19 protein-coding genes and 5 pseudogenes are annotated in these 23856 nt (G+C 68.5%); 17 read left to right on the top strand and 7 right to left on the bottom strand.

The window, feature by feature from the left end:
• Positions 1–10: 10 nt before the first annotated feature.
• From HK415_RS10495 to HK415_RS10480, 5 genes are read left to right on the top strand one after another with little or no spacing between them, the layout of a single operon-like run.
• Positions 11–868, top strand: a complete 858-nt coding sequence (locus tag HK415_RS10495) for an ABC transporter ATP-binding protein (RefSeq protein WP_253261840.1) — start codon at positions 11–13, stop codon at positions 866–868.
• The gene (locus HK415_RS24940; RefSeq protein ID WP_309246656.1) at positions 844–1074 is read left to right on the top strand and encodes a TOBE domain-containing protein; all 231 of its coding nucleotides are present in this window, start codon (positions 844–846) and stop codon (positions 1072–1074) included. The genes HK415_RS10495 and HK415_RS24940 overlap by 25 nt, the downstream gene beginning before the upstream one ends.
• A 45-nt stretch (positions 1075–1119) precedes the next feature.
• The gene (locus HK415_RS10490; RefSeq protein WP_171558759.1) at positions 1120–2532 is read left to right on the top strand and encodes an MmgE/PrpD family protein; all 1413 of its coding nucleotides are present in this window, start codon (positions 1120–1122) and stop codon (positions 2530–2532) included.
• Positions 2529–3539, top strand: a complete 1011-nt coding sequence (locus tag HK415_RS10485; protein ID WP_171558757.1) for a PdxA family dehydrogenase — start codon at positions 2529–2531, stop codon at positions 3537–3539. The genes HK415_RS10490 and HK415_RS10485 overlap by 4 nt, the downstream gene beginning before the upstream one ends.
• Positions 3536–4606 (top strand): isocitrate/isopropylmalate dehydrogenase family protein, encoded by a 1071-nt coding sequence (locus tag HK415_RS10480; protein WP_171558754.1) that lies wholly within the window; start codon positions 3536–3538, stop codon positions 4604–4606. Before HK415_RS10485 ends, HK415_RS10480 begins: the two co-directional genes overlap by 4 nt.
• A gap of 68 nt (positions 4607–4674) precedes the next feature.
• Here the strand turns inward: HK415_RS10480 and HK415_RS10475 are convergent, their stop codons facing one another.
• The gene (locus HK415_RS10475; RefSeq protein WP_309246825.1) at positions 4675–5289 is read right to left on the bottom strand and encodes a GntR family transcriptional regulator; all 615 of its coding nucleotides are present in this window, start codon (positions 5287–5289) and stop codon (positions 4675–4677) included.
• A 151-nt stretch (positions 5290–5440) separates the two neighbouring features.
• Positions 5441–6082 (bottom strand): TIGR00645 family protein, encoded by a 642-nt coding sequence (locus HK415_RS10470; protein ID WP_171563323.1) that lies wholly within the window; start codon positions 6080–6082, stop codon positions 5441–5443.
• A gap of 122 nt (positions 6083–6204) precedes the next feature.
• Here HK415_RS10470 and acs point away from each other — a divergent pair.
• Positions 6205–8188 (top strand): annotated as a pseudogene (gene acs / locus HK415_RS10465) (acetate--CoA ligase).
• Here acs and HK415_RS10460 read toward each other — a convergent pair.
• Both HK415_RS10460 and HK415_RS24935 read right to left on the bottom strand, forming a co-directional pair.
• The gene (locus tag HK415_RS10460) at positions 8167–8982 is read right to left on the bottom strand and encodes a TerC family protein (protein ID WP_171558751.1); all 816 of its coding nucleotides are present in this window, start codon (positions 8980–8982) and stop codon (positions 8167–8169) included. The pseudogene acs and the gene HK415_RS10460 overlap by 22 nt on opposite strands.
• Positions 8983–9060: 78 nt before the next feature.
• Positions 9061–9367 (bottom strand): annotated as a pseudogene (locus tag HK415_RS24935) (c-type cytochrome).
• Positions 9368–9464: 97 nt separating this feature from the next.
• Here HK415_RS24935 and HK415_RS10455 point away from each other — a divergent pair.
• A complete protein-coding gene (locus tag HK415_RS10455; RefSeq protein ID WP_171558749.1) occupies positions 9465–9713 on the top strand; it encodes a TIGR04438 family Trp-rich protein in 249 nt (82 codons plus the stop codon).
• A 7-nt stretch (positions 9714–9720) separates the two neighbouring features.
• On the opposite strand, the gene HK415_RS10450 is transcribed toward HK415_RS10455, so the two are convergent.
• Positions 9721–11238, bottom strand: coding sequence for an FAD-dependent oxidoreductase (locus HK415_RS10450; RefSeq protein ID WP_171558746.1), 1518 nt, complete (start codon positions 11236–11238; stop codon positions 9721–9723).
• Between the two features lie 107 nt (positions 11239–11345).
• Complete coding sequence (ilvD, locus tag HK415_RS10445; protein WP_171558744.1) at positions 11346–13043, bottom strand: dihydroxy-acid dehydratase; 1698 nt, start codon at positions 13041–13043, stop codon at positions 11346–11348.
• A gap of 105 nt (positions 13044–13148) precedes the next feature.
• Here ilvD and lgt point away from each other — a divergent pair, with 105 nt between their 5' ends.
• The 9 genes and pseudogenes from lgt to HK415_RS10400 all read left to right on the top strand — a co-directional run bounded on the left by lgt (position 13149) and on the right by HK415_RS10400 (position 21755).
• Positions 13149–14000 carry a prolipoprotein diacylglyceryl transferase gene (gene lgt / locus HK415_RS10440; protein WP_171558741.1) on the top strand — a complete coding sequence of 284 codons (852 nt, stop codon included), beginning with the start codon at positions 13149–13151 and terminating at the stop codon, positions 13998–14000.
• Between the two features lie 108 nt (positions 14001–14108).
• Positions 14109–14771: pseudogene (locus tag HK415_RS10435) on the top strand (GntR family transcriptional regulator).
• Positions 14772–14814: 43 nt separating this feature from the next.
• On the top strand, positions 14815–16215 hold the full coding sequence (locus tag HK415_RS10430) for a malonyl-CoA decarboxylase (RefSeq protein WP_373684566.1): 1401 nt from the start codon (positions 14815–14817) through the stop codon (positions 16213–16215).
• 39 nt (positions 16216–16254) lie between these two features.
• Positions 16255–17249, top strand: a pseudogene (locus HK415_RS10425) (Bug family tripartite tricarboxylate transporter substrate binding protein).
• 5 nt (positions 17250–17254) lie between these two features.
• Positions 17255–18034, top strand: coding sequence for an enoyl-CoA hydratase/isomerase family protein (locus HK415_RS10420; protein ID WP_171558739.1), 780 nt, complete (start codon positions 17255–17257; stop codon positions 18032–18034).
• A gap of 17 nt (positions 18035–18051) precedes the next feature.
• A complete protein-coding gene (locus HK415_RS10415) occupies positions 18052–19578 on the top strand; it encodes a malonate--CoA ligase (RefSeq protein ID WP_171558737.1) in 1527 nt (508 codons plus the stop codon).
• 108 nt (positions 19579–19686) lie between these two features.
• Entirely contained in the window at positions 19687–20073 is a 387-nt protein-coding gene (locus HK415_RS10410; protein ID WP_171558735.1) for a hypothetical protein, read from the top strand.
• Positions 20070–20989 (top strand): annotated as a pseudogene (gene cysK, locus HK415_RS10405) (cysteine synthase A). The gene HK415_RS10410 and the pseudogene cysK overlap by 4 nt, the downstream one beginning before the upstream one ends.
• 118 nt (positions 20990–21107) lie before the next feature.
• Positions 21108–21755 carry a DUF4130 domain-containing protein gene (locus HK415_RS10400; protein WP_171558733.1) on the top strand — a complete coding sequence of 216 codons (648 nt, stop codon included), beginning with the start codon at positions 21108–21110 and terminating at the stop codon, positions 21753–21755.
• Between the two features lie 9 nt (positions 21756–21764).
• Here the strand turns inward: HK415_RS10400 and HK415_RS10395 are convergent, their stop codons facing one another.
• A complete protein-coding gene (locus tag HK415_RS10395) occupies positions 21765–22325 on the bottom strand; it encodes a hypothetical protein (protein WP_171558731.1) in 561 nt (186 codons plus the stop codon).
• 191 nt (positions 22326–22516) lie between these two features.
• Between HK415_RS10395 and HK415_RS10390 the strand changes: the two genes are divergently transcribed.
• The gene (locus HK415_RS10390) at positions 22517–23794 is read left to right on the top strand and encodes an acyl-CoA dehydrogenase family protein (protein WP_171563319.1); all 1278 of its coding nucleotides are present in this window, start codon (positions 22517–22519) and stop codon (positions 23792–23794) included.
• The last annotated feature ends 62 nt before the right edge of the window (positions 23795–23856 follow it).

The raw sequence follows: 23856 nt of genomic DNA, 5'->3' as shown, positions 1-23856 counted from the left end.
ACGAGAACGCATGGGATTCCTGGAACTGAAAGGCCTGACCAAGCACTACGGCACGGCGGCGGTGGTCAAGGAGGTGTCGCTGTGGGTGGAGAAGGGGCAGCTGGTCTGCCTGCTGGGCCCTTCCGGCTGCGGCAAGACCACGACGCTGCGGCTGATCGCCGGCTTCCTCGAGCCCGACGGCGGCGAGATCCGCGTCGGCGGCCGGCGCGTCTCGGCGCCCGGCGACACCGAGGCGCCCGAGCGGCGCAACATGTCGATGATCTTCCAGAGCTACGCGCTGTGGCCGCACATGACGGTGATGGAGAACGTCACCTACGGCCTGAAGCTGCGCGGCCTGACCAAGGCCGACGCGCAGCAGCGCGCCGACACCATCCTGGCCGCCACCAAGCTGTCGCAGCTGGCGCCGCGCTATCCCGGCGAGCTGTCCGGCGGCCAGCAGCAGCGCGTGTCGCTGGCGCGCGCGCTGGTGGTGGAGCCCGAGACGCTGCTGCTGGACGAGCCGCTGTCCAACCTGGACGCCAACCTGCGCGAGGAGATGCGCTTCGAGATCCGCCGGCTGCACGACAAGTTCCGCTACACCACGGTGTACGTCACGCACGACCAGTCCGAGGCCATGACCACGGCCGACATGATCGTGGTGATGAACCTGGGCGTGATCGAGCAGGCCGGCACGCCCGAGGACATCTACCAGCGGCCGCGCACCGAGTTCGTGGCGCGCTTCATAGGCGGCACCAACATCTTCAAGGGCCGCTGGGACCGATCGGACGGCGTGGCCTGCGGCAACGGCCTGCTCCTGCGCTGCGGCTCGGGGAGTTCGCCGGCGAGGGCGACACCGCCGTCTCGGTGCGCCACCACGACGTGCACCTGAGCGACCGCGCGCCCACCGGGCCCACCAATGGCGTGCAGGGCACGGTGACGCGGCAGATCTACCTGGGCTCGCACCGTGACTACCTGGTGCAGCTGGCTGACGGCGAGACCGTGCGCGCGGTGACGCCTTCGACGACCAGCATCCCCGCCGGCTCGCCGGTGTGGCTGCACCTGGCGCCCGAGAACTGCCGCGCGCTCGCGCACTGAATCCGCAAGCTTTCCGCCAACACCGACACAACGAGGAGCCAAGAAGTGAGCATCATCCAGCAGCAGGCCGCGGAACACCTGACGCACTACGTTTCCGACTTCATCTGCGGCACCAAGCTGGCCGACCTGCCGCAGGACGTGGTGGGGCTCGGCAAGAAGTCCATCCTGGACGGCCTCGGGCTGGCGCTGTCCGGCGGTGCCAGCCACTGCGGCGCGCTGGTGCGCAAGCACCTGGGGGAGCTGAACCTGGGCACCGGTCCCTCCACCGTGATCGGCACGCGCCTGAAGGTCGCGCCGCGCTTCGCCGCCTTCGCCAATGGCGTGGGCATCCACGCCGACGACTACGACGACACGCAGCTCGCGGTGGCCACCGACCGGGTGTACGGGCTGCTCACGCACCCCACCGCACCGGCGCTGCCCGCGGCCCTGGCCGTTGCCGAAGCCACCGGCGCCAGCGGCGCGCAGGCCATGCTGGCCTACCACCTGGGCGTGGAGGTCGAGTGCAAGATCTCCGAGGCGATCAACCCGCGGCACTACCAGACCGGCTTCCATTCGACCGCCACCTGCGGCACCTTTGCCGCCGCCGCCGCGGCCTCGAAGCTGATGGGCCTGAGCGAGGAGGCGACCTGCCGCGCGCTGTCGATCGCCGGCAGCCAGTCGGCCGGCCTGCGCGAGAACTTCGGCACCATGACCAAGCCCTTCCACGCCGGCCGCTCCTCGGAAAGCGGCGTGGCGGCGGCGCAGTTCGCCGGCTACGGCTGGACCGCGACCGACAGGATCCTGGAAGCGCCGCGCGGCTTCTTCAGCGCCGCCGGCGGCGGCTACGACGCCAACGCGATCGCCGGCCGCCTGGGCAGGCCCTGGACCTTCGCCGAGCCGGGCGTGTCGATCAAGCCGCATCCGAGCGGCTCGCTCACGCACCCCGGCATGACCGAGATGCTGCGCCTGATCCGCGAGCACCGCATCCAGGCCAAGGACGTGGTGCGCGTGCGCGTGGGCACCAACCACAACATGCCCAACGCGCTGATCCACCACCGCCCGACCAACGAGCTGCAGGCCAAGTTCTCCATGGAGTTCTGCATGGCGATCCTGCTGATCGAAGGCCGCGCTGGCCTCAACGAGTTCACGGACGAAGTCGTGCTGCGCCCCGACGTGCAGAAGATGATCGAGAAGGTCGACTTCGTGGTGGACAAGGAAGCGGAAGCCGCCGGATACCACAAGATGACCACGCTCATCGACATCGAGCTGGCCGGCGGCCGCAAGATCTCCGGCCGCGCCGACTTCGGCAAGGGCAGCCCCGCCATGCCCATGAGCTACAACGAGGTGGCCGACAAGTTCCGCGAGAACGCCGAGTTCGCCAAGTTCTCCAAGGCGCGCGCGGAGGAAGTGGTGGCGATGGTGCGCGACCTGGAGTCGCTGCCTTCGATTTCGGCGCTGACGAACGCACTGGTCGCATGAAGCCCATCCTCGGCCTGATGCTCGGTGACCCCACCGGCATCGGCCCCGAGATCAGCGCGAAGCTGCTCGCCAGTGGCAGGCTGCAGGACGTGGCCCGCATCGCGGTGATCGGCGACGCCCGCGTGCTGGAGATGGGCTGCCGGGACGCGCGCGTGCAGCCGGCCTGGCGCGCCTACCGCAGCGTGGCGGCGATCGACTGGTCGCTCGACGAGATCCCCTTGGTGGACCTGGGCAACGTCGATCCCGCGAAGCTGACGCGCCGCGAGGTCTCGCCCGATGCCGGGCGGCTCGCCGGCGAGACCCTGCACCACATGACGGAGCTCGCGCTGCAGGGCGAGCTGGAAGGCATCACCTTCGCGCCGCTGAACAAGGCGGCGCTGCACCGCGGCGGCTGGAAGTACCACGACGAGCACCAGATGTTCGCGGCCTGGAACGGGCACCAGGGCTTCTTCGGCGAGATGAACGTCATCGAGCAGTTCTCCACCTTCCGCGTCACCTCGCACGTGGCGCTGCGGCAGGCGCTGGAACTGGTCACGCCCGAGCGCATCGCCGCCGCCGTGCGGCTGGCCGACCGCAGCCTGCGCGCCGCCGGCCACGCGCGCCCGCGCATCGGCGTGGCCGCGCTCAACCCGCACTGCGGCGAAGGCGGCCTGTTCGGCGACGAGGAGATCCGGCTGATCGCGCCGACGGTGCGGCTGCTGGCGGAGGAGGGCATCGCCGTCAGCGGCCCCATCTCCTCCGACACGATCTTCCTGAAGGCCCTCAAGGGCGAGTACGAAGGCGTGGTGATGATGTACCACGACCAGGGCCAGATCGCGACCAAGCTGCTCGGGTTCAACAAGGGCGTGACCGTGACCGCCGGCCTGCGCACCGTGTACACGACGCCCGCCCACGGCACGGCCTTCGACATCACCGGCGAGGGCAGGGCCGACACCGGCGCGCTGGAACAGGCGCTGCGCATCGCGGCGCGGATGGCGCTGGCGCGCCGGAACGACGCACACGCATGAAAAATCCCCACCTGATCCTCGGCGTGCTCGAAGGCGACGACATCGGCCACGAAGTGGTGCCGGCGTCCGTGCAGATCGCGTCGGCCGCCGCCGAGAAGCACGGCCTGCGCATCGAATGGAAGCCGATGCCGGTCGGCCGGCGCGCGCTCGACACGCACGGCTCCACGCTGCCCGCCGGCACGCTGGAGACGCTGGCGAAGATGGACGGCTTCGTGCTGGGTCCGATCGGCCACCGCGACTACCCGAAGGGGCCGGGCGCGATCAACCCGCACCCGATCATGCGCAAGCACTTCAACCTGTTCGCCAACGTGCGGCCCACGCGCTCCTATCCCGACATCGGCTGTCTGCGCGACGACGTGGACCTGGTGATCGTGCGCGAGAACAACGAAGGCTTCCAGCCGGACCGCAACGTGGTGGCCGGCTCGGGCGAGTTCCGCCCGAGCGAGGACATGACGATCTCGGTGCGCGTCATCACGCGCAAGGGCAGCGAACGGGTCGCGCGCGTGGCGCTGGCGCTCGCGCGCAGCAGGCGCAAGCTGCTGACCGTGGTGCACAAGAACACGGTGTTCAAGCTCGGTTGCGGCATGTTCGTGGAGGAGTGCCTGAAGGCCGCGAAGGACTTCCCCGACGTGAGGGTCAACGAGGTGATCGTGGACACCATGGCGATGCGCCTGGTGCGCGACCCGCAGAACTTCGACGTGGTGGTCACCACCAACATGTTCGGCGACATCCTCACCGACGAGGCCGCGGGGCTGGTGGGCGGCCTGGGCATGGCACCCGGCCTGTGCATCGGCGACGGCGACTTCGCGATGGCGCAGGCCACGCACGGCTCGGCCCCGGATATTGCGGGGAAGGGCATCGCCAATCCCTACGCGATGGTGGATTCGACGCGGATGCTGCTGGACTGGCTGGGGCGCAGGAAGGGCATCGCCGAGGCCGTGGCGGCGGCGGGCAGCATGGAGAAGGGCCTGACAGCGGCGCTGGGGGATGGGAAGGCGCGGACGGGGGATATTCGCGGCTACGGGAACACGGAGAGCTTCACGCGCGCGGTGATCGGCAACCTGTAGGCTGGGGTGACGCAGGAACCCCAGCGATGCGCGAAAGCGCTGGGGTTCGCCTTCGGCTCACCACCAACCTACGAATCCGCCAGCGCCAGCAGCCGCTGCCGCCCCGCCTGGATATGCTCCTCGGCATACTGCTTGGCCTTCGCTGCATTCCCCTTCGAGATCGCCTCGAAGATCTTCCGGTGCTCCACGTTCGAGCGCCGCATGTTGCCCGGCGCGTTGAAGTTCTGCCGCCGGTACAGGTGCAGTTCCTTCACGTAGCTGTCGTACAGCTGGTGCGCCCGCTGGCTGCGGGACAGCGCCAGCACCAGCGCGTGGAACTGCACGTTGAGGTCGTAGTACAGGCCGCTGTCGCCCGCCTGCGCGGCCTGGTCCATGCCTTCCAGCAAGGATTCGAAATTGGCGCGGTCGGCGTCCGTGACGTGCTCGCAGGCGCGTTCCGCGGCGAAGCCGAAGACCAGCGCGCGCAGGTCGTAGATCTCCAGCATCTCCTGGATCGAGACCTTGCGCACGAACACCCCGCGGTTGACCACCGGCGTGACCAGGCCGGTGCCGGTCAGGATGCGGATCGCCTCGCGGATCGGGCCCCGGCTGGTGCCCATGCGCACCGCCAGCGCCGCCTCGTTCAGCCGGTCGCCCGCCTTGTATTCGCCCGCGTAGATCGCCTGCTTGAGCTGTTCCGCGATGCTGCGGGACAGGCCTTCGGCGGTGGTGATGGGGGACGGCGTTCATGGGCGGGGCGGCACCGCCGCCGGGGCGGCGATGTCGGCAATTATAGGAATCCTGTCGACGTTGTCACGCGAATCGTCGACACTTTGCGGCGGGAAGGCCGGCCGCTCAGAGCACTTCGGTGTTGCGGTGCGCCGGGGCGGACATCAGCTTGTCCGTGTACGCGATGGCGATGGCGGACAGCAGGAAGGTGATGTGGATGACCGTCTGGGCGATCAGCACCTTGTCCGAGTAGTTCTCGGCGTTGATGAAGGTCTTGAGCAGGTGGATCGAGGAGATGCCGATGATGGCGGTGGCCAGCTTCACCTTCAGCACCGAGGCATTCACGTGGCTCAGCCACTCGGGCTGGTCGGGATGGCCCTCCAGGTTCATCCGGCTCACGAAGGTCTCGTAGCCGCCTACGATCACCATGATCAGCAGGTTGGAGATCATCACCACGTCGATCAGCGCCAGCACCACCAGCATGATGATGGTCTCGTTCAGCGAGGTGATCTGGGTGGTGGTCTTGTAACCGATGCTGGAAATCAGCTGCTGCAGCGCCGCCTGGCTGCCGGCGGCCGCTTCCACCAGGTGCAGCAGTTCCAGCAGGAAGTGCACCACGTACACCGCCTGCGCCGCGATCAGGCCCAGGTACAGGGGCAGTTGCAGCCAGCGGCTGGCGAAGATCAGGTTGGGGAGGGGGCGCAGGGGGAGGCGGTGCCGAGGACGGGTTCTTTTCGCATGGAGTGGGTTTCTACGGGTCCGCGCGATTGTAGTTTCCGGCCCGGCGGGCGTAGATTGGGCGCTGCCTGTAAGTCCCGCGCCAGTCAGTGGCTTGTAAGTGCCAAAACTGACATTACCGCCGCATTCACCTTTCTCCGGAGACAAAGCAAATGAGCGCCATCGAGTCGGTCCTGGTCGAGAACCGCGTCTTCCCCCCACCGAGGCGACCGTCAAGGCCGCGCGCATTTCCGGCATGGCCGCCTACCAGGCCCTGTGCAAGGAAGCGGAGACGGATTTCGAAGGCTTCTGGTCGCGCCTGGCGCGCGAGAACGTGAAGTGGACCAAGCCCTTCACCAAGACCCTGAACGAGTCCGAGGCGCCGTTCTACAAGTGGTTCGAGGACGGCGAGCTGAACGCCAGCGCCAACTGCCTGGACAAGCACGTCGGCACGCCGGTGGAGAACAAGACCGCCATCGTGTTCGAGTCCGACGACGGCAAGGTCACGCAGGTCACCTACAAGGAACTGCTGGCCAAGGTGAGCCAGTTCGCCAACGCGCTCAAGGCGCAGGGCATCAGGAAGGGCGACCGCGTCATCGTCTACATGCCCATGGGCGTGGAAGGCGTGATCGCCATGCAGGCCTGCGCCCGCATCGGCGCCACCCACAGCGTGGTGTTCGGCGGCTTCTCCGCCAAGTCGCTGCAGGAACGCATCATCGACGCCGGCGCCGTGGCCGTCATCACCGCCAACTTCCAGATGCGCGGCGGCAAGGAACTGGGCCTGAAGTCCATCGTCGACGAGGCGCTCGACATGGGCGGCTGCGACACGATCAAGAGCGTGCTGGTCTACATGCGCACGCCCACCGCCTGCAAGATGGTCGGCGGCCGCGACAAGAGCTTCGACGAAGTGCTCAAGGGCCAGTCCACCGAGTGCAAGCCGGAGCCCGTGGGCGCCGAGCACCCGCTGTTCATCCTCTACACCTCGGGGTCCACCGGCAAGCCCAAGGGCGTGCAGCATTCCACCGGCGGCTACCTGCTGTGGGCCAAGCTGACCATGGACTGGACCTTCGACATCACCGCCAAGGACGTGTTCTGGTGCACGGCCGACATCGGCTGGATCACCGGCCACACCTACGTCGCCTACGGCCCGCTGGCGGCCGGCGCCACGCAGGTGATCTTCGAAGGCATCCCGACCTTCCCGCACGCCGGCCGCTTCTGGCAGATGATCGAGAAGCACAAGGTCAGCGTGTTCTACACGGCGCCCACCGCGATCCGCTCGCTGATCAAGGCGGCCGAGACCGACGAGAAGGTGCACCCGAAGAACTGGGACCTGTCCACGCTGCGCATCCTGGGCACGGTGGGCGAGCCGATCAACCCCGAAGCCTGGATGTGGTACCACCGCAATGTGGGCGGCGAGCGCTGCCCGATCGTCGACACCTTCTGGCAGACCGAGACCGGCGGCCACGTGATCACCCCGCTGCCGGGCGCCACGCCGACGGTTCCGGGCTCCTGCACGCTGCCCCTGCCGGGCATCATGGCCGCCATCGTCGACGAGGCCGGCCACGACATCCCCAACGGCTCCGGCGGCATGCTGGTGATCAAGCGCCCCTGGCCGTCCATGATCCGCACGATCTGGAACGACCCCGAGCGTTTCAAGAAGAGCTACTTCCCCGAGGAAATGGGCGGCAAGCTGTACCTGGCCGGCGACGGCGCGGTGCGTGACGCCAAGACGGCCTACTTCCGCATCACCGGCCGCATCGACGACGTGCTGAACGTGTCGGGCCACCGCCTGGGCACGATGGAGATCGAATCGGCGCTGGTGTCCAAGACCGACCTGGTGGCCGAAGCCGCCGTGGTGGGCCGTCCCGACGACCTGACCGGCGAGGCCGTGTGCGCCTTCGTGGTCCTCAAGCGCCCGCGCCCCACCGGCGAGGAAGCCAAGAAGATCGCCAACGAGCGCGCAACTGGGTGGCCAAGGAAATCGGCCCGATCGCCAAGCCCAAGGACATCCGCTTCGGCGAGAACCTGCCCAAGACCCGCTCCGGCAAGATCATGCGCCGCCTGCTGCGCAGCGTCGCCAAGGGCGAGAAGATCACGCAGGACATCACGACGCTGGAAAACCCCGCAATCCTCGATCAATTGTCTGAAAGCAATTGATCGGGTGATTCCCGGTAGGTTGGGCTGCGCGCAGCGCACCCCAACAGGCCTTCAAGCCGCCGCGCGCAACGCGCGGCGTTTCTTTGGGCCCGGATGTTCAGCATTTCCACCACCAGCGAGAACGCCATCGAGGCGTAGATGTAGCCCTTGGGCACGTGGAAGGCGAAGGCTTCCGCGGTGAGCGCCATGCCCACCATCACCAGGAAGGCCAGGGCGAGCACCTTCACCGAGGGATGGTTCTGCACGAAGTTGCCCACCGGCCGCGCCGCGAACATCATCATCGCCACCGCCGCCACCACCGCGGCCACCATCACCGGCAGTTCATCGACCATGCCGACGGCGGTGATCACCGAGTCGAGCGAGAACACGATGTCGATGATCGCGATCTGGCCGATGATGCTCCAGAACACCGCGCCGCCGGCACGCCAGCGCGCCTGCGACGCCGTGCCTTGCTCCTCCCGCGCCTCCACCTCCACGAAGATCTCGTGCGATGCCTTCCACAGCAGGAAGAGGCCCCCTGCCAACAGCACCAGGTCCCGGCCGCTGAAGCCGCGGCCCAGGAGCGTGAACAGGGGGTTGGTCAGGTCCATCACCCAGCTGAGGGAGAACAGCAGCCCCAGCCGCGTGAGCATCGCAAAGCCCAGGCCGAGCCGGGTGGCCCGGGTGCGCTGCTCCGGCGGCAGCCGCCCGACCAGGATGGAGATGAAGACGATGTTGTCGACGCCCAGCACGATCTCCAGCGCGGTGAGCATGAAAAAGGCGATCCAGATGTTCGGGTCGAGCAGCATGTCCATGGAGCAGGAGCCTAGCGCAGCGGCAAGAAAAAAGGCCTGCTCGCGCAGGCCTTCGTGCCGTGGGAAAGATCCCGGGGCTTACTTCTGGGTCAGCACCCAGGAAGCCAGCTTTCTTGGCTTCGGCTTCGCTGACCTGGGCGTTGGCGGGCATGGGGACGGGACCCCAGACGCCGGAGCCGCCCTTGATGATCTTGACGGCCAGCTTGTCCACGGCGTCCTTCTGGCCCGCGTACTTGATGGCGACTTCCTTGTAGGCCGGGCCGACCAGCTTCTTGTCGGTGGCGTGGCAGGCCATGCAGTTCTTGGCGGTGGCCAGCGCCTGGTCGGCCAGAGCCGGCGCGGAGATGGCGGCCAGGGCAGCCAGCGCAAACAGGGCTCGTTTCATGGTGATGCGTCCTCGTTGAGTTACAGTGCTTCAACGCCATTGTACGGCTGGGCGTTGACCCCGCCCGGCGGACTGGAATTGCAACCTGGAGGGACGAATGTATCTGCTCGGACTGGGCATCATCCTGCTGGCCATGAAGTACCTGGAAATCGGCCCGCCGGCCCAGTGGTCCTGGTGGGGCGTGCTGTCCCCGTTCGCCCTGGCGGTGGCCTGGTGGGCCTGGGCCGACTGGTCCGGTTACACCAAGCGCAAGGCCGTCGAGCGCGAGAACGCGCGCCGCCAGGCGCGCATCGACAAGAGCCGCGAACAGCTCGGCCTGGGCACCAAGAAATCCGGCCGGCGCTGAGCCGGCTTCAGCCGTCCCCCAGGGGCGGCGCCTCCTTCCGTTTCAGCGGCCGGATCGCCGGACCCTCGATCACCGTGCCGTCCGGCCGGAACCGGCTGCCGTGGCAGGGGCAGTCCCAGCTGGTCTCCACGCTGTTCCAGTGCACCTTGCAGCCCACGTGGGTGCAGACGTTGGACACCGCGAACAGCTCCCCGTCCGGCGACCGCCAGGCCGCGAAGGTCTCGCCCTCGGCGTCCACGATCGCGCTGTCGCCCGGCTTGAGCGAGGACAGCTTCTCGTCCTGGCGTTTCGTCAGGTAGTCCTTCACCAGCTGTTTCACCACCAGCACGTTCTCCTCCAGGATGTTCTTGCCGCCCTTCAGGGGCGAGAGCCGTCCCGGCTTCACCAGCTCCGCGAACGAGGCCTTGTGCCCGAGCAGCTCCGCGGCGACCAGGCGGGCCGCCACCGTGCCCCAGACGAGGCCGTCGGTGGCGAAGCCGGTGGCGATGAAGCAGTCCGAATGGTTGCGGCCGATGTAGGGCAGGGCGTCGGCGCCGCGGTAGTTCTGCGCGGACCAGCGATGCGTGACCGGCCGGTCGCCGAAATGCTTCCTGGCCAGCTGCTCCAGCGCCAGCAGGCCCGCGGTAGCGTTGTGGATGCCCACCTTGTGCTCCTGCCCGACGCAGACCAGGTAGTGGCGGCCACCATGCTGCGTGGTGCGGATCGACAGGCGATCGGTCGCCTTCCACCACCAGGTGCCGGGGCCGGGCGGCGCTTCTCCGGCCCACTCGAAGGCGATTCCGTATTCGCGGTGCACCGGCATCTCGGTGTGCACCAGGTGCACGCCCAGCGGCGTGTGCGTCGCCATCACGATTTCCTTCGCCGTCACCGAGCCGGTGGCCGTGACGGCACGCCTGGCCTTGGTGTCCAGTTCGAGCACGCGCGAATGCTCGTGGATCACCGCGCCGGCCTCGGCGGCCCGGCGCGCCATGGCGACGACATAGGCCTGCGGCTGGAACTGTGCCTGGTCGCGCAGCACCAGCACGTCGCCTTCCGCGGGCGGCAATGGCGCGGGGATGGAGCCGCCGCGGTCCACCGCGCAGCCGGCCGCGCGCAGCGCGTCGTATTCCTTCTGCAGCGCCTCGTTGTTCGCGGCATCGGCCCACTGCACCAGCGGGCAGCGGCGGAAGCCCACGTCTCCCAGCAAACGGCTGCGCTCCTCGATGAAGGCGACCGCGCCGCGCCGCTCGTTGGCGACCTGGCGCGCGACCTCCGCGCCCCAGCGCGAAACGATCTCGCGCATGCCGCCGGAGACGGTCTCGTACAGGTTGCCCGTGGAATTGCCGGTGGCGGCGCACCCCAGCTCGCCCGCTTCCAGCAGCACCACCTTGGGCTTGTTCGCGGTCTTCTGTTCGGCCAGCAGGTCGGCCAGCGTGACACCGGTGATCCCGCCGCCGATGATCAGCACGTCGGCGGTGAAGTCCCCCTGCAGCATGGCGTAGCCGGTGGGCGCTGCCGTGCCGCGCCAGACGGAAAGCGTCTCCATGAAGACCTCCCTGCCAAAGACCTCATCGTAGGCAGCGCTCCGGAAGGAAGCCGTAGGACGGGGACGACAGCAGCGCCTTCGTCATCCCCGCCTGCGCGGGGGTGGCGTCAATAGAGGTCCAGGACCGCGCCCTTGCTCGCGCTCGACGCATTGAACGCGAACTTCGCCTGCACGCCGCGCGTGTAGCGCGGCTCGGGCGCGGTCCAGCCGGCGCGGCGTTTCTGGATCTCCGCGTCCGGGACGTTCAGCTGCAGCTTGAGCTGGTGCGCATCGATGGTGATCGAGTCGCCTTCCTTGACGAAGGCGATGGTGCCGCCGGCCGCCGCTTCCGGCGCCACGTGGCCCACCACCATGCCCCAGGTGCCGCCCGAGAAGCGGCCGTCGGTGATCAGGCCCACGCTCTCGCCGAGGCCCGCGCCGATCAGCGCGCCCGTGGGCGCCAGCATCTCGGGCATGCCCGGGCCGCCCTTGGGGCCGAGGTAGCGCAGCACCATCACGTCGCCGGCCTTGATCTTGCCGTCCAGGATCGCCTGCAGCGCCGACTGCTCGTCGTCGAACACGCGCGCCGGACCCGTGATCACGGGGTTCTTCAGGCCGGTGATCTTGGCCACCGCGCCTTCGGGCGAGAGGTTTCCCTTGAGGATGGCCAGGTGGCCTTCCTTGTACATGGGGTTCTCGATGGTGCGGATGACGTCCTGGTCCTTGCGCGGCTGCGCGGGGATGTCCTTGAGCGTCTCGGCGATGGTCTTGCCGGTGATCGTCATGCAGTCGCCGTGCAGCAGGCCCGCGTTCAGCAGCACCTTCATCACCTGCGGGATGCCGCCGGCTTCGTGCAGGTCCACCGCGAGGTACTTGCCCGAGGGCTTGAGGTCGCACAGCACCGGCGTGCGCTTGCGGATGCGCTCGAAGTCGTCGATGGTCCACTCGACCTCGGCCGCATGCGCGATGGCCAGGAAGTGCAGCACCGCGTTGGTGGAGCCACCGGTGGCCATGATCACGGCCACCGCGTTCTCCAGCGCCTTCTTGGTGACGATGTCGCGCGGCTTGAGGTCCTTCCTGATCGCCTCCATCAGCACCTGCGCCGATTCCTTGGCCGAGTTCTGCTTCTCGTCGTGCGGGTTGGCCATGGTGGAGGAGAAGGGCAGCGACATGCCCAGCGCCTCGAAGGCGGAGGACATGGTGTTGGCGGTGTACATGCCGCCGCAGGAGCCCGTGCCCGGGATCGCGTGCTGCTCGATGTCCTTCAATTCCTGGTCGCTGATCTTGCCGGCGGCGTTCTGGCCCACGGCCTCGAACACGCTGACGATGTTCAGGTCCTGGCCCTTCCACTTGCCGGGCAGGATGGTGCCGCCATAGACGTAGATGGCCGGCACGTTGGCGCGCAGGATGCCCATCATGCCGCCGGGCATGTTCTTGTCGCAGCCGCCCACGACCAGCACGCCGTCCATCCACTGGCCCTGCACGCAGGTCTCGATGCAGTCGGCGATCACCTCGCGGCTGACCAGCGAGTACTTCATGCCTTCGGTGCCCATGGCCATGCCGTCGGAAATGGTCGGCGTGCCGAAGATCTGCGGATTGCCGCCGGCCTCCTCGATGCCGCGCACCGCCGCGTCGGCCAGCTTCTGCAGGCCGCTGTTGCAGGGCGTGATGGTGCTGTGGCCGTTGGCGACGCCCACCATCGGCTTGCCGAAGTCCGTCTCCTTGTAGCCCATGCCGTAGTACATGGAACGGTTCGGGGCGCGCGACTTGCCCTGCGTGATGTTGTCGCTGCGCAATGGGCGGATCGGGATGGTCTTCTTGTCCATGGTGCGGTGCTGTCGGTGCGGGAGAAGGTCGAGTATGCCAGCGGGCGGGGCCCGCCCCCACCGCCGCCAACCCCTGCCGTCCCGAGCCTGGGCGACAATCGCGCCATGCTCGTGCATCCGAAGATCGATCCCGTCGCCCTGCAGCTCGGCCCCGTGGCCATCCACTGGTATGGCCTGACCTACCTGCTGGCGTTCGGCCTGTTCATGCTGCTGGCGCACATGCGCCTGAAGCACGAGCCCTTCCGCTCGGTCCAGGGCCCCGGCGCCTGGAGCAAGAAGGACATCGAGGACATGCTGTTCATCGGCGTGCTCGGGGTGGTGATCGGCGGGCGCCTGGGCTACTGCCTGTTCTACAAGCCGGCGTTCTACCTCGCGAACCCGCTGCAGATCCTGTTCGTCTGGCAGGGCGGCATGAGCTTCCACGGCGGGCTGATCGGCGTGATCGTCTCGCAGATCTGGTACGCGCGCACCCACCACAAGCCCTTCTGGCAGCTGATGGACTTCATCGCGCCCTGCGTGCCCCTGGGCCTGGGGGCCGGGCGCCTGGGCAACTTCATCAACGGGGAGCTGTGGGGGCGCGCCGCCGACCCGGAGCTGCCCTGGGCGATGGTGTTCCCGCAAAGCGGCACCGGCGTGCCGCGCCATCCCTCGCAGCTGTACGAACTGCTGCTGGAAGGCATCGTGCTGTTCGTCTTCCTGTGGCTCTATGCGCGCAGGCAGCGCAAGGAGGCGCAGGTCTCGGCCATGTTCCTGATCGGGTACGGCGTGGCGCGCTTCACGGCCGAGTACTTCCGCGAGCCGGACGCCCACCTGGGCATCGTCGCGCTGAAGATGAGCATGGGGCAGTGGCTGTGCATCCCCATGATCCTGGGCGGGGTGCTGCTGTGGGTCTGGGCGGAAACCCGCACGGACAGCACCGGCCGGCCACCCGCGGGCCACCGGCCGGCGGCGCGCTAGCCCGTCCTGCCCCGGCTGCCGGGGTATTCCCTAGATTGGCCGGCAACACGAATCGGCCTTTCCTGGTCATAATTATGCGTAATTACGCAAAATTATCGGCTGCCCTCCATGCGCCTGGTCCACAACTCCCTGCACGACGAAGTCGCGGCGCAACTGCGCGAGCGCATCTTCTCGGGGAGCTCACGCCGGGCATGTTCCTGGACGAGGTGCGGCTGGCCGAGCAGCTGAAGATCTCGCGCACGCCGCTGCGCGAGGCGCTCAAGGTGCTGACGGCCGAAGGCCTGGTGCGGCACGAGCCGCGCCGGGGCTGCTTCGTCAACGAAGTGACCGAGAAGGACCTGGACGAGATCTTCCCGGTGATCGCGCTGCTGGAAGGGCGCTGCGCCTTCGAGGCGGCGCAGCATGCCACCGATGCCGACCTGGCGACGCTGGAGGACATGCACCAGAAGCTGAGCCGCCACGCCAAGGCCAAGCGGATCAACGAGTACTACGATACCAACTTCGCGATCCACGAGGCGATCATCGCGCTGGCCGGCAACCGCTGGCTGGCGGGCGTGATCAGCGACCTGCGCAAGATCGTGAAGCTCGCCCGGCTGCAGCAGCTGCATGCCCCGGGGCGCCTGGAGCAGAGCCTGTCCGAGCACCTGGCGGTGTTCGCGGCGCTCAAGGCGCGCGACCCCGAGGGCGCCGAGGCCGCCATGCGCACCCATCTCTCGCGCCAGCGAAGCGCTGCGCGAACTCGCACGGGCCCACCGGCCGAGGCTGGCGTGATGTGCGAACACCTTTTCCAAACTCCGTGCAAAGGCGGCCCCAAGTGAGCCCAGTCGACTGGATTTCCCGCGGCGTCGCCCTCTGGCGCCCCGGCTTCGAGAAAGCCTCCGCCGGCACGGGCCGCGAGCCCAAGCCCAGCGCGTCCGCGGTGCCCGGTGCCGCGTCGCAGCCGCCTTCCTCGCGCACCACGCGCGAGCGGTTGCAGGCCACCTGGCGCAAGGGCCAGGAAGCGCTGTCGCCGCGCGTGCTGCGGCGCACGCTGGCGGAATTGCAGGCGGTGGTCGATCCCAAGGTGAGCGAGGTCGAGGGCGGCCGCCGCGCCCTGGCGCTGGCCACCTGGTACCGAGGCGCCAGCGCCGAAGAGCGGCACGATGCCTGGCTGCTCATGAGCGAGCAGTTCGGCCCGGACCCGAAGAAGCTGCAGTCCGCGCGCGAACAGTACGAGGCCGCGCAAGGCACGCCGGAAGAGGGCGCGGCCGAGATCCGCCTGCGCCGCGCCTTCGTGTCGCCGCGCACGCGCCTGCTGCAGCGCTTCGCCGCCTTCCCGGAAGGCATGCGCTTCCTGGTGGACCTGCGCGCCGAGTTGCTGCCGCACCTGAAGGGCGAGAAGCGCCTGCTGGCGCTGGACGCGGAACTGGAGACGCTGTTCTCCACCTGGTTCGACGTCGCCTTCCTCGAACTGCGCCGGCTGTCCTGGGACTCGCCGGCCTCGCTGATCGAGAAGCTGATCAAGTACGAGGCGGTGCACGACATCCGCAGCTGGGCGGACCTGAAGAACCGCCTGGACAGCGACCGCCGCTGCTACGGCTTTTTCCATCCCAAGCTCGATGGCGACCCGCTGATCTTCGTGGAAGTGGCGCTCACCGACAGCATCTCCGACTGCATCACGCCGCTGCTGGACGAGCACGCCGCCGCGTCGGACCTGAAGAGGGCGACCACCGCGATCTTCTATTCCATCAGCAACTGCCAGACCGGGCTGCGCGGCGTGAGCTTCGGCGACTCGCTGATCAAGCGGGTGGTGGAGACGCTGAAGGAGGAGTTCCCCAAGCTCAAGACCTTCGCCACGCTGTCGCCGATCCCGGGCTTCCGTTCCTGGCTCGTCAAGCAGGTGCCGGCGGACAAGCTCGCATCCTGGGACAAGCCGCTGGAACTCGGACCCAAGTCGCCCGAGCGGGCCGAGCTGCTCGCGTGGGCGGCGCAGTACCTGGGCAAGGAACTGCAGGACGGCAAGCCGGTCGACCCGGTCGCGCGCTTCCACCTCGGGAACGGCGCGCGCGTGGAGCGCCTGAACTGGGCGGGCGATCCGTCCACCAAGGGCATCAAACAGTCTTTCGGCCTCATGGTGAACTACTTGTACGATCCCAAGCGGCTCGACAAGCATCGCACCATGCTGTCGCAAGGTGAAATCCCGATAGCAGGGGCCATCGAGGATCTGTACCGTTAGCCGGTTTTTCCAGACGGCATTTCATTAGGAGACAAGAACATGCAACCCACCCGCCTGACCCGGCGCGACGTGCTGCGCGTGGCCGCTGCGGCCGGCGCGACGGCCGCCGTGCCCTTCGTGCACGCGCAGTCCTCGGCGTGGCCCAACAAGCCCGTGCAGATCATCGTTCCCTTCCCTGCGGGTGGCGGCACCGATGCGTTCGCGCGCCCGCTGGCGGCGCAGTTCGCCGAGCAGACGAAGCAGCAGCGGTGATCGACAACAAGGGCGGCGCCGGCGGCACGGTGGGCGCCACGCTCGCCTCGCGCGCGGCACCGGACGGCTACAACTTCTTCATGGGCGCCGTGCACCACACGATCGCGCCCTCGATCTACCCCCGCCTGGACTACGACCTGCAAAAGGACCTGGTGCCGATCTCGCTGGTGGCGCGCGTGCCGCAGGTGATCGTGGTCAACCCGACGCGCATCCCCGCCAAGGACTACAAGGAGTTCCTGGCGATGGTGAAGTCCAGCCCCGGCAAGTACAACTACGCCTCGGCCGGCAACGGCACTTCGCACCACCTGGCCGGCGAGCTGTTCAAGCTGCAGACCAGGACCTTCATCACGCACATCCCCTACCGCGGCGCCGGCCCGGCCCTGCAGGACCTGATCACCGGCAGCGCGGACCTGATGTTCGACGGCCTGGGTTCCTCCGCCGCGCACATCAAGGGCGGCCGCATCAAGGGACTGCTGGTGGCGGGCAACAAGCGCGTGGCGGCCTTCCCGGACATCCCGGCCGCCTCCGAGCTGGGCCTGCCGGACTACACCGTGACCACCTGGTACGGCGTGTGGGCGCCCAAGGGCACGCCGCCGGAGATCCAGGCGCGCATGGCCGAGGAAATCCGCAAGGCGATCCAGTCGGAACGCCTCAAGACCGTGTGGGCCAACCAGGGTGCCGAGTTCCCCAACCTGAGCCAGCCGCAGTTCGCGTCCTTCATCGACGCCGAGATCAAGCGCTGGGCGCAGGTCGTGAAGGCCTCCAACGTCAAGGCGGACTGAAGAAGATGGCCGGACAGGTGCGACTGGCGTTGCTGGGCCCCGTGGCGCGGGTCACGCTGTCGCACCCCGGCAAGCTCGATGCGATGTCGCGCGCCATGTGGCGCGAGCTGCGCGAGGCCTTCCTTTCCATCCAGGGCCAGCGCGAGCTGCGCTGCGTGGTGGTGGGCGGCAGCAACGGCGGCTTCTGCGCCGGCGGCGACATCGCGGAGTACCCGCAGTTCCGCTTCCATCCCGAGTCGCTGCGCCGCTTCCATGAAGAGGACGTGTGGGGCGGCCTGTCGGCCATGCTTGCCTGCGAGGTGCCGGTGGTCGCGCAGATCGAAGGCGCCTGCATGGGCGCGGGCCTGGAGATCGCCTGCTGCTGCGACATCCGTATCGCCAACACCGGCGCGCGCTTCGGCGCGCCGATCGCCAGGCTCGGCTTCCCGATGGCGCCGCGCGAGGCGCAGCTGGTCGCCGCGGTCGCCGGCGAGGCCACGCTGCGCGAGATGCTGCTCGAGGCGGTGCAGCTGGACGCCCGCGAGATGAAGGCGCGCGGCTTCCTGCAGCGCGTCGTGCCGCCCGAGAACCTGGAACTGGAAGTGCAGGCCACCGCCGAGCGCATCGCCCAGCTCGCGCCGCAGGCGGCGCGCATGAACAAGCGCACGCTGCGGCGCGTCGCCGGGCGCGCCGCCGACGCGCCGCCGCCGGTCGACCTGCTGGAGCGCGCCTACGACTACGCCACCAGCGCCGAACACCGCGAAGGCATCTCCGCCTTCCTCGAAAAAAGAACCCCTCGCTTCTAAGACGGACCCCGACAGAGATGGAAAACCGCAACCTGTTCGCGGCGCTGCGCGCCGCCTTCCCGCAAGACCTCGACGCCGTCGCCGTCGAGACCGAAACCGGCCTGCACTACAGCTGGCGCGACCTGGAGCGCGGCACGGCGATGATCGCCAACCTGCTGGACTCGCTTGGGATCGAGCCGGGCGCGCGCATCGCGGTGCAGGTGGAGAAGTCGGTCGAGGCGATGATGCTGTATCTCGCCACGCTGCGCGCCGGCTACGTGTTCCTGCCGCTGAACACCGCCTACCAGAAGGCCGAGATCGAATACTTCGTCGGCAACGCGGAACCCGCGGTGGTGGTGTGCAGCCCGGCCAATTTCGGCTGGGTGAGCAAGATCGCCTTCCAGGCCGGCACGCAGCACGTGTTCACGCTGGGCGACGACCGCAACGGCTCGCTGCTGGAGCGCGCGGCCAGGCAGTCCGACCGGCACCAGCCGGCGCAGCGCGGCGACGACGACCTCGCGGCCATCCTCTACACTTCGGGCACCACCGGCCGCAGCAAGGGCGCGATGCTCACGCACGGCAACCTGCTGTCCAACGCCGAAGTGCTCAAGACCTACTGGGGCTGGCGCGAAGGGGACGTGCTGATCCACGCGCTGCCGATCTTCCACGTGCACGGCCTGTTCGTCGCGCTGCACGGCGCGCTGCTCAATGGCAGCAAGATCATCTGGTTCTCGAAGTTCGACCCGAAGAAGGTGATCGAGCGCATGGTGGATGCCACGGTCTTCATGGGCGTGCCCACGCTGTACGTGCGCATGCTGGCAGAGTCGCGCCTGAACAAGGTGGTGGCGCGCAACATGCGCCTGTTCATCTCGGGCTCGGCGCCGCTGCTGCTGGAGACCTTCAACGAGTGGAAGGAACGCACCGGCCACACCATCCTGGAGCGCTACGGCATGAGCGAGACCATCATGCTCACCTCCAACCCCTACGACGAGAAGGACGGCGAGCGCCGCGGCGGCACCGTCGGCTTCCCGCTGCCCGGCGTGGGCGTGCGCGTGCGCGACGACCAGGGCAAGGAAGTGCCGGCGGGCGAGATCGGCGGCATCCAGGTGAAGGGCCCCAACGTGTTCAAGGGCTACTGGCGCATGCCCGAGAAGACGAAGGAAGAGTTCACCGCCGACGGCTGGTTCAAGACCGGCGACGTCGGCAAGATCGACGAGCGCGGCTACGTCACCATCGTCGGGCGCAGCAAGGACCTGATCATCAGCGGCGGCTACAACGTGTACCCGGCGGAGATCGAAGGCTACATCAACGACATGCCCGGCGTGGCGGAGAGCGCGGTGGTCGGCGTGCCGCACCCGGACTTCGGCGAGGTTGGCGTGGCGGTGGTGATCCCGAAACCGGGTGCGGCGATCGAGGCCGACCAGCTGCTGTCCACGCTGAAGTCCCAGCTCGCCAATTTCAAGATCCCGAAACGCTGTTTCGTGGTGCAGGAATTGCCGCGCAACACCATGGGCAAGGTGCAGAAGAACCTGCTGCGCGAGCAGCACAAGACGCTGTTCGCCTGAGTACGAATCCGTACATTGGCGCTGTCCGCGGACTGCTGCCAGGATTTTTTGGAATCCATAGGCGGTTTTCCTGGGATCGTGCAGTCGGCGCTGCGTAAACTGGCGCCAATGTCCGCATCGCAAGCTCCCGCCCTCGACGCCATCGCCCTGCAGCTGGCCGCGGCCCTCGATCCCTACGACAGGGACGCGGCCGCCATGGTCGCGGGCTGGCCGGACATGGCGTTGTATCGCAGCGTGGGCGAGCAGGTGGAGACGATCCGCATGTACAGCAACGCGCTGCCGGTGGCCGGCCTGCAATGGGTCGAACTGCTGATCGCGCATGCGGAGCTGATGCACCTGCTGTGGCAGGGGCAGTCCGGCGGCACGGCCGATGGACTCGCGCAGCTGGCCGCCCGGCGCGACCGCCACGCGGCGTGCGTGCTCGCGCTGCGCCATCGCTGCCTGCAGCTGGTGGGGCGGCACAATACCCTCCTTCCCGAAGGAGAGTCCCCATGAAGGCCAACAGCATCCTCGACACGATCGGCCGTACGCCGCACATCCGCATCAACCGCCTGTTCGGAACCGGCCACCAGGTGTGGATCAAGTCCGAGCGCTCCAACCCGGGCGGCTCGATCAAGGACCGCATCGCGCTCTCGATGGTCGAGGACGCGGAGCGCAGCGGCAAGCTCAAGCCCGGCGGCACCATCATCGAGCCGACCTCGGGCAACACGGGCATCGGGCTGGCGATGGTGGCCGCGGTGAAGGGCTACAAGCTGGTGCTGGTGATGCCGGACAGCATGTCCGTCGAGCGCCGTAGGCTGATGCTGGCCTACGGCGCCAGCTTCGACCTCACCCCGCGCGAGAAGGGCATGAAGGGCGCGATCGCGCGCGCGCAGGAACTGGCCGCGCAGACGGAAGGTTCGTGGATCCCGCAGCAGTTCGAGAACGCGGCCAACGTGGAGGTGCACGAGCGCACCACCGCGCGCGAGATCCTCGAGGACTTCCCGCAGGGCGTGGACTACCTGATCACCGGGTGGGCACCGGCGGCCACATCACGGCCTGCGCCAAGGTGCTCAAGCAGCAGTGGAAGCAGCTCAAGGTGTTCGCCGTGGAACCGGTGGCATCGCCCGTGCTCTCCGGCGGGCAGCCTTCGCCGCACCCGATCCAGGGCATCGGCGCCGGCTTCATCCCCAAGATCATGGACACCTCGCTGCTCGATGGCGTGATCCAGGTCGATGCCGAGCCCGCGCGCGAGATGGCGCGCCGCGCCGCGCGCGAGGAGGGCATCCTGGTGGGCATCTCCTCGGGCGCCACGCTGGCGGCCATCGCGCAGAAGCTCAAGGACATCCCGGCGGGCGCGACCGTGCTCGGCTTCAACTACGACACCGGCGAGCGCTATCTCTCGGTCGAGGGCTTCCTGCCGGCGAGCTGAGCGCTGCCGGCGCGCGGCAGCAGTTTGTTCCAAGGCCGGGCGGAAAAAGTGCAACAAAGTGCCCCGCGCCCAAAGCGGGGCGCGCACAATGTTGGCGTCTTCTCACTGATTGCACTCGGTGCACGTCCCGCTGTCCCACCAGGTCGACATTGCCGGTTTCCACAGCGAGGCCACGCGGCTGCTCGCCCAGCAGGTCCCGCCGCACAAGGTCGAGTGGACCGCGGCGCCTGCGCAATCCGTGGATGAGGAGCCGCTGGAGGCCGGCCGTGCGGCCATCCGCAATCGCGCCGCGCGCGCCATCATCCCGCAGTCCTTCATCCGCATGAGCGAGCTGGTGGTGCTGCACCGCGACCCCGATCGCTTCGACCTGCTCTACCGCTCCCTGTGGCGCCTGGTGTACGAGCCGGAGCTCAAGCACGACTTCGGCGACCACGACCTGGCCAGGCTGCGGCAGATGGCGCAGGCCGTGCGGCGCGACATCCAGAAGATGAAGGGCAAGCTGAGTTTCCGGCTGCTGCAGTTGAAGGGCCAGGGCGTCGCCGTGGCCTGGTACGAGCCCGCGCATTACGTGTGCGAGATCGTCGGCGGCTGGCTCGCCACCCGCGACCCCTCGAGCCGCTGGATCCTGCTCACGCCCGACCGCAGCCTGCGCTGGGACGGCGAGCGCCTGCTCAGTGCACCGGCCGTGGCTCCCATGCAGCCGCCCCTGGCCGAAACGGGCGACGCCGACTGGGAGCGGGTGCTCGAGGCCTTGCCCTGGACCTGATTCAGTTCGTCAATTCGGCGTGGAGGGGCGGGAAGGCCCTTCCATGCCGCTGGAGAAGCTGAAGTCGCTGCGGGTGCGGCGCCATTCGCCGTTGCTGTCGCCGATCAGCTGGCGGCAGCGCACGAACAGGCTGTCCAGCGCCGCGTCCTGCGTGTCGCGCAGCTGGTGGTAGCGCGGGTCGGCGTAGTGCGGCCGCTGCGTCGAATGCGTCATGCGCAGGATGTTCTCTTCCCACAGGTACTTCATCAGCTCGCGGTGCGTCTGCAGCAGTTGCAGCATCAGCTTGGCCAGCTCGGGGAAGTGCTCGTCCTTGAGCTCCACGGCCTGCTTGAGGGACGCGGGGATGCTGAGGGTCTCCGGGTCCTGGTGCAGCAGCGGCTCGTCGCGGTGCCAGTCGATCCAGACCGTGTAGGCCTTCAGGCAGTCCATCAGCTGGTAGCCGGCCGCGCGCCGCAGGGCCGCGCGCTTGACCATGCGCGCGCGCAGCCGCCACAGCACCACGGCGGCGGCGATCGCCAGCACCACCAGCAGCAGCGGGACGATGTGGTCGGGATCGGTCAGGACACGCACAGGGAGGGCCAGCTTTCAGGAGAGCCTGCAATCGGCGCCTTCCGGATTCTCGCCAGCGGCTCCCGGCACGTCGGCAAAAGGGGGCCGGGCGGCGGGGACCGTGGGATGACCGGTACGCGACAGTGCGAAGCTTCGCAGTTGACCCAGGTCAGGGCCATCCCCCAAACGGGCGGCTATGGTGGGCCATGGCCATGAACTTCCGCCAGTCCGAGTGCGCCGACCAGTGGCTGCGACGGCTGGAATCCTTCCTGGAGCGCTACCTGCTGCCGTTCAACGCGGCCTGGCACGCCAGCGCCGCGCAGGGGCGGCAGCCGGAGTTCATGGCGGACCTGCGCTCGCTGGCCCGCGAGGAAGGCCTGTGGAACCTGTGCCTGCCCGCGCTGCCCGCCGACGCCCCCGGCACCGCGCTGCCGCACCTGGATTACGCGCCGCTGGCCGAAGCGATGGGCCGGCTGCCCTGGGCCGCCGAGGTCTTCAACTGCAATGCGCCGGACAGCGGCAACATGGAGCTGCTGCTCAAGCACGCGTCGCCGGCGCAGCGCGAGATGTGGCTGAAACCCCTGCTGGCGGGCGTGATCCGCTCGGCCTTCGCGATGTCCGAGCCGGACGTCGCCTCCTCCGATCCCACCAACCTGCAGACCGAGGTGCGGCGCGAGGGCGGCCAGCAGGTGATCAGCGGCCGCAAGTGGTTCATCACGGGCGCCGCCCACCCGGACTGCCGCTTCCTGATCGTGGTCTGCCGCAACGCGGACGCCAACGGCGACGAGAAGCACCGCGCGCACAGCCTGGTGCTGGTGCCGGCCGATGCGCCCGGCGTGGAGGTCGCGCGCAACATCCCGATCGTGCAGCACACCTCGCTGGAAGGCCATTGCGAGATGCTGTTCCGCCAGGTGCGCGTGCCCGAAGCCTACCTGCTGGGCCGCTGGGGCGAGGGTTTCGCGCTGGCGCAGTCGCGCCTGGGGCCCGGCCGCGTGCACCATTGCATGCGCACCATCGGCCAGTGCGAGCTGGCGCTGGCGCTGGCCTGCGACCGCTCGCTGGAGCGGCGCGCCTTCGGCAAGCCGCTGTCGCAGCAGTCGAACGTGCAGGAATGGATCGCGGACTCGCGCATCGAGATCGACCAGGCCCGCCTGCTGGTGCTGCGCACGGCCTGGGCACTCGACCAGCCGGAACCGCCGCCGGACCTGCGCGAGCAGATCGCGGCCATCAAGGTGGTCGCCGCGCGCCTGCAGACCCGCGTGGTGGACCGCGCGATCCAGGTCTTCGGCGCCATGGGCCTGTCGCCCGACACGCCGCTGGCCTACCTCTGGACCTGGGGCCGGGCGCTGCGGATCATGGACGGGCCGGACGAGGTGCACCTGCGCACCGTGGCGCGCGGCGAACTGCGCCGTGCGGGGGACCAGCGGGGCAAGTGGGCGGACTACTTCACGACGCCGGAGCAGCTGGCGGCGCCGCCGCGGCTGCGCTGAGTTCTCTTTTTCTCCCTCCCCCTCCGGGGGAGGGTTGGGGTGGGGGCGGGGCGCGCACCGGC

This window comes from Ramlibacter montanisoli, from assembly GCF_013087525.1.
Classification (GTDB): domain Bacteria; phylum Pseudomonadota; class Gammaproteobacteria; order Burkholderiales; family Burkholderiaceae_C; genus Ramlibacter; species Ramlibacter montanisoli.
Note: the sequence above shows the minus strand (reverse complement) of the source record. Positions and strands in the feature narration are given on the sequence as shown.